We start from the raw sequence: 5,124 nt of genomic DNA, 5'->3' as shown, positions 1-5,124 counted from the left end.
ATTATATCTATCTTACTTGTTTCTGCTTGTACAGGACAGACTGTTTCCATTTATCCTGATGGAAACTATTTAAAAGATGCTCAGGTAGGAGTTCCATATAATGAAATAATAAATATACCGGGTGTTATAAATATGGGTTTTTCAGCCAAAATAACACCTTCAAACTCAGGTCTAACATGGAATCCTAGCGATTATACAACCCCTGTTTTGCCAGCAACAGAAAAAGACTATAGCCGTATTCAGATTCAAGGGACGCCTATACATGCTGGAGAAATAACTATAAAAATATCTGGTGGTGTTTATGGTAATATGTTTACAAAAGTAGATAAATTTAATAAAACCTACACAATAAAAGTGAAGGAATGATTTTTATTATTAGAATGGCGATTCACATCGCCATTTCTATATTTGTATGCTTGCTCAACAGAATCATAATTCTTCCTTATTATTTTCATGATGTTAAAAGTTATTTACTGAAAAAATAACTTTTCCGAAAAAAAACCATGAAAAAACTTCTCGAATTACGCCAACAGAAAGCCGATTTAACCCAACAAATGCGCTCACTGATTACCAAAGCCGAAGACGAAAAGCGCTCCTTGACTGCCGATGAAGCTAAACAGTTTGACGAGCTGCGCAACCAGTCTGATGCACTCAATGCGGAAATTGCCCGTTATGAGGCATTGTCTGATGAAGAACGCAATCAGGCGAAGACTCGCCAGCCAGCGACAAACTCAGCAATGACGAGCTGCACAATTATATTCTGACCGGCGAAACGCGCTCCTTGTCTACAGGCGTCCCCTCCGATGGTGGTTATACCGTTATTCGTCACAACGGTGATCCGATGCTTGTTTGGGCGATAGCCAATGTGGTGATGGAAACAGACGCTAACGCTAATATCAAACCGAACAAAAAGAAATCAGCGAATAAAATAGATCCTGCCATTGCGTTCCTGATGAGTTTTGGCACATGGCAGGTAGAGCATGAAGATTTTGCGTTTAGTCTCAATGAGGAACAACAGCAGAGATTAGCTAACTTTGATGGTATTTAGTTAATCTATTGATTTGAGGTATTGTCTCCAGAGAGTTATGTTAAATAAAATCAATCAATTATAATATTAAATTATTATTATGCGTAACGTATCAAGAACCAGAATGTTTAATATCCTGACCTACTTTTACTGGTATACCCAAAAAAAGTATTGAATACTTGGTGTTTCGTTTAGTGAAAAAAGGACAACAAGTATGTATAGCAGGAACGACGCTGGAGAATATCAAGACCTAATAAGAAAGTTATCTCTTATAGATGACCTTGAAAGTTGGCCTCATCATACATTAGCCCTAAATAGCGTTTCAAAATGATAGGAGTATTCCTTACCCCGCGCGGAGCGCGGGGTAAGGAACGCCAACATCTGATACTCTCAGTATTATGAAAACCTATTTAGAAAAAGAAGATAAAAAGCATGTCTACGAATTTGCGAAACGCTTGTGGATAAAACGTAAAATATCTGATGGTAGTTTACTCTTACATCCAGATGTACGAGCAGAATTAATTCAACGGGAATATAACCCATTATCAATTCATAAAAAAATGATTTGGGCTAGTTTATTGGCTTCTTATGATGGAACTGATAGTAGAGAATACTTTCAAAGAATAAAGGGAAAAATAACTAAAAAATATGGAAGTAAATGGTGGCTTGATGTTTATAAAAGAATAAAGCCTACCTATGCGGCTAGACAACATATATTAAAACACATTGATGGCGCTGGGTCTGCTGTAAAATATGCGGCTTCACAGAGTATGTATCTTGGAGATATTTACCGAGAGTCACGTAATGACGCTTTAAGAATGATTCCAAAGGAATAACCGACATATTTTCATTTCATTGAGTGAAGCAGTGGGGGTCAGGGCGACCGCATGAATGCTCAAATATCACCCAAATGATAAAATCCCGCTTGTAATACTTGTTCCAGAAATTGCGTTTTCATCCAGGCTCGCATACGTTTCTTTCTTATACTTAATTTGCTGCCTTCTTTTTTCAACATATTCAATGCAATTCGCCTCAGTATCGCGATATTTTCCGCCGCATTTTCGCGATAAATCTGACAATCATCTTCGTGAAACGTCACATCCAATACCCAATGGAAATTATTCTCAATACCCCAATGGCTGCGTACTGCCTGAGCAAAGATTTCTTCTGTCAATGTCGCTGAGCTGATGTAATAGCGATATTCAAGACTCGGCGATGGCCCTTTTTCTTGCCGGTAACCGATGGCAACCCCGAGAGTTTTTAATGCCGGCCACGCGGGGAATTCCTCCCTGAGTGTCTCAGCGCTGATAACATGACTCTCCCTGATTTCAAGGCGTCCATGGGCTTGTTCTAACGTGACTTTTTCTCTTACCGAAGGCGCAATACGCTGGGCTTCTAATGCCTTTTGAACCGCCCTGTGGAGATGTTTTTGGTTATCTTTGACACGGAACAAATAATCCGCACCGGCATCAAGGAGTGCCTGGGCTATCTCGGTTTGACACCCCATGGCATCAATAGAAACCAGCGTCCCTTTTAGGTTTAACAATTTAATCAGCTCAGGGATTGCCATGATTTCATTGGACTTCTTTTGTGTCCGAACCTGGCCCATCACCAGTTTGTTCGTGGTGGCATAAGCGCTCACCAGATGAAGCGTGGAAAGGCGTTCTTCAGGCTAATAAGAACCCCGTAATACTTTCCCGTCGATGGCCACTAATTCACCTTGGGTAAGTTTATGAACTGAACGCATCCAGTTGATAAAACAGAGATTAAACTGTTCCGGATTAATACGTGAAATAATGCGGGCAAACGTATCATCAACCGGGACACCGTCTTTGAACATACCTTGCTTCAGGAACCAATCATGATGCCCTTCGGTATATTCCTGAATATCATTCCAGCCTTCTGCACCCGCAATCACGGCACACAGTGACGCAAACAGGATGTCAAATAAAGGATAGGTGACTTTCGCACTCTGACGAGGGTCTTGGATCGCGGAAAAGTGCAGGGTAAAGTTATCAAGGCACATAGTATAGATTTTCACTCTCAAAAGAGAGTATAAGATCACAGTGTCTTATTCGACGCAACCCATTTCATTTTTGGTTAAAAAACATTCGTGATCTTGCCCTGCAGTGGGGGTGTCTTAGCTCATTTAATGACATATAACGCAAAAAGCTAAGCGTTTATACTGATTCACTTATTGACCAATCAGTTAAAGTACTCCCGCCATTAGCAAAATCTAATGGTCAGGGCTTCGCATCCCTGAGCTAAGAACACTGGTAGGAAGTTTCTACCAGTGCCCGCGCTCACCCTTTCAATGGTGATTCAGGCAGGGGAGGCTTCGGCCTCACCGGAATCTTAGCCCGGTAATGCGAACCTTGCTTGAATCGCCACCATCAATTTTCTCAATTAATGGAAGGGGTAGCAGGAATGAATAACAACATCAGAAATGATTGGCATCAAGCCGACATTATCGCAGCACCGCGTAAGCGTGGTACAACCTTAGCGGATGCTTCTCGTGAGGCGGGACTCAGTTCATCTACACTGGCAAACACTCTTAGCCGTCCGTGGCCTAAAGGCGAATGGATCATTGCTAACTATCTCGAAGTGCATCCCTCTGAAATATGGCCTAGTCGATATTTCGATCAACGTGGTCAGCTTATTGAGCGAAAGGTTAAAAATCAACCACAGCAATAATTACTTACCCAATGTTATTTATTTTGTGAAAAGAATAATTTTTGATATGAGCCTTGAGATTAAAAATGGAGCAATATTTAACCATTTTTTAAGATCAAGATTTTTTTGTTCTTGTATCCTGCTGATTTTGTACAGTAATTACATTAACCAGTTATACTTTCTACTACTTCAAAAAGGTATCCTATCAGTATCCTTGAAAATAAAAAGGACTCACGCTATTAACGCAAGTCCTTGATAATGTTGGTGGGTCGTGCAGGGTTCGAACCTGCGACCAATTGATTAAGAGTTTACCTATCTCATATTAACAAATTGATTTTAAATGATAAATCAGTATTCACAAACCCAAAAAGTGTCGTATAGTGACATATTGATGGCACGCTAATGACACAGTGGTGCGTCACCAATATGTCACTCATTCCTCAACTCCATTAAAGAAGTATGGGAGAAGCATCTCTCTATTCTGTCTCAATTGATTTTCCCTGCCTCAGATTCCACACCGAATCCTCCGGCATCTGGACACGGACATCTAATCGGCAACCTTCGGGGATGTCACAGGGTTCAGCATCGGCATAGTAGACCTTTTCACCGTCCACGATGTCTTTTATCCGCTTGTTCTGGAACTGCTTAGGTAAATGGGTGTGCTGACGGTGGAATGTCTTGATGGTGATGCAGCCGTCCTTTTGCACCTGATCATCAATGTAGATGAGTTCCAGCCCGTTATTGTTCTTCGGCGACGAGATACCACCATGTACACCCCATGCCCCGTCAGCGTTATAACCCAGCACACCGGATATTTGATAATGACCGATGCCGAGTTTAGTGACGGTAGCACCCTCCGATTCGTCGTTGGTGGTAAACTTGCCATCGGGGTGGATTTGGATGAGGGGGGAGGATGCTCTCAGGTAGCCGTTACTATCTTTCCATGCATTTTTATTAGTCCACAAATAACTCACTTTTGTAGAACCACCATCATCACTACCATGGACGACTGCAACACCCCGATTATAGTGTGCAACGAATCCAGCCCATGTATCCCCCGCTCGTGTTACATAACCACATGACCATTTGTAACCTATTTCCCCGTCATGCGCTCCAAAACGGAATGCATGTCCACCATTCGGTAACGATTTAATCCACGACGTGAACTCGGTAAGGGCGGTCGGAGCAATTGGTTTATATTGGATAAACCCAGAACCATTATCTATTACCCATTGCTGAGTTACCAAACCAAGGTTTTTTACAAACTCCGGTTTGTTTGGAATATCCGCCCCGTTTTTATTTTTATCCAGCATCGCCGCCTGCAATGCCCGTATCGACTGCAATGACACGGTCTGTCCATTCGGTAAGGTCACATCAACCACGCCATTCTGTGACATCCATTTGTCCATGTTCTGGAGAAATTG

4 protein-coding genes and 3 pseudogenes are annotated in these 5,124 nt (G+C 41.8%); 5 read left to right on the top strand and 2 right to left on the bottom strand.

The features are described 5' to 3' along the window. The 4 genes and pseudogenes from IQ211_RS17805 to IQ211_RS17790 form a co-directional block, all read left to right on the top strand. Positions 1 to 366: hypothetical protein (locus tag IQ211_RS17805; RefSeq protein ID WP_193836432.1), on the top strand; the 366-nt coding region annotated here is incomplete at its 5' end. A 137-nt stretch (positions 367 to 503) separates the two neighbouring features. Continuing rightward, positions 504 to 823 (top strand): annotated as a pseudogene (locus IQ211_RS17800) (phage major capsid protein); the annotation flags it as partial. Further along, positions 818 to 1,048: pseudogene (locus IQ211_RS17795) on the top strand (terminase TerL endonuclease subunit); the annotation flags it as partial. The pseudogenes IQ211_RS17800 and IQ211_RS17795, both read left to right, overlap by 6 nt. 377 nt (positions 1,049 to 1,425) lie before the next feature. Then, on the top strand, positions 1,426 to 1,863 hold the full coding sequence (locus IQ211_RS17790) for a hypothetical protein (RefSeq protein WP_189761331.1): 438 nt from the start codon (positions 1,426 to 1,428) through the stop codon (positions 1,861 to 1,863). 59 nt (positions 1,864 to 1,922) lie between these two features. Here IQ211_RS17790 and IQ211_RS17785 read toward each other — a convergent pair. After that, positions 1,923 to 3,053: pseudogene (locus IQ211_RS17785) on the bottom strand (ISAs1 family transposase). 401 nt (positions 3,054 to 3,454) lie between these two features. On the opposite strand from IQ211_RS17785, the gene IQ211_RS17780 reads away from it, so the two are divergent. After that, positions 3,455 to 3,721 (top strand): helix-turn-helix domain-containing protein, encoded by a 267-nt coding sequence (locus tag IQ211_RS17780; RefSeq protein WP_189761397.1) that lies wholly within the window; start codon positions 3,455 to 3,457, stop codon positions 3,719 to 3,721. Positions 3,722 to 4,176: 455 nt separating this feature from the next. On the opposite strand, the gene IQ211_RS19735 is transcribed toward IQ211_RS17780, so the two are convergent. Then, positions 4,177 to 5,124, bottom strand: a 948-nt coding sequence (locus IQ211_RS19735; protein WP_476756474.1) for a phage tail fiber protein, incomplete at its 5' end; no start/stop codon positions are given.

It is taken from the genome of Xenorhabdus griffiniae, from assembly GCF_015163655.1.
Classification (GTDB): domain Bacteria; phylum Pseudomonadota; class Gammaproteobacteria; order Enterobacterales; family Enterobacteriaceae; genus Xenorhabdus; species Xenorhabdus griffiniae.
Note: the sequence above shows the minus strand (reverse complement) of the source record. Positions and strands in the feature narration are given on the sequence as shown.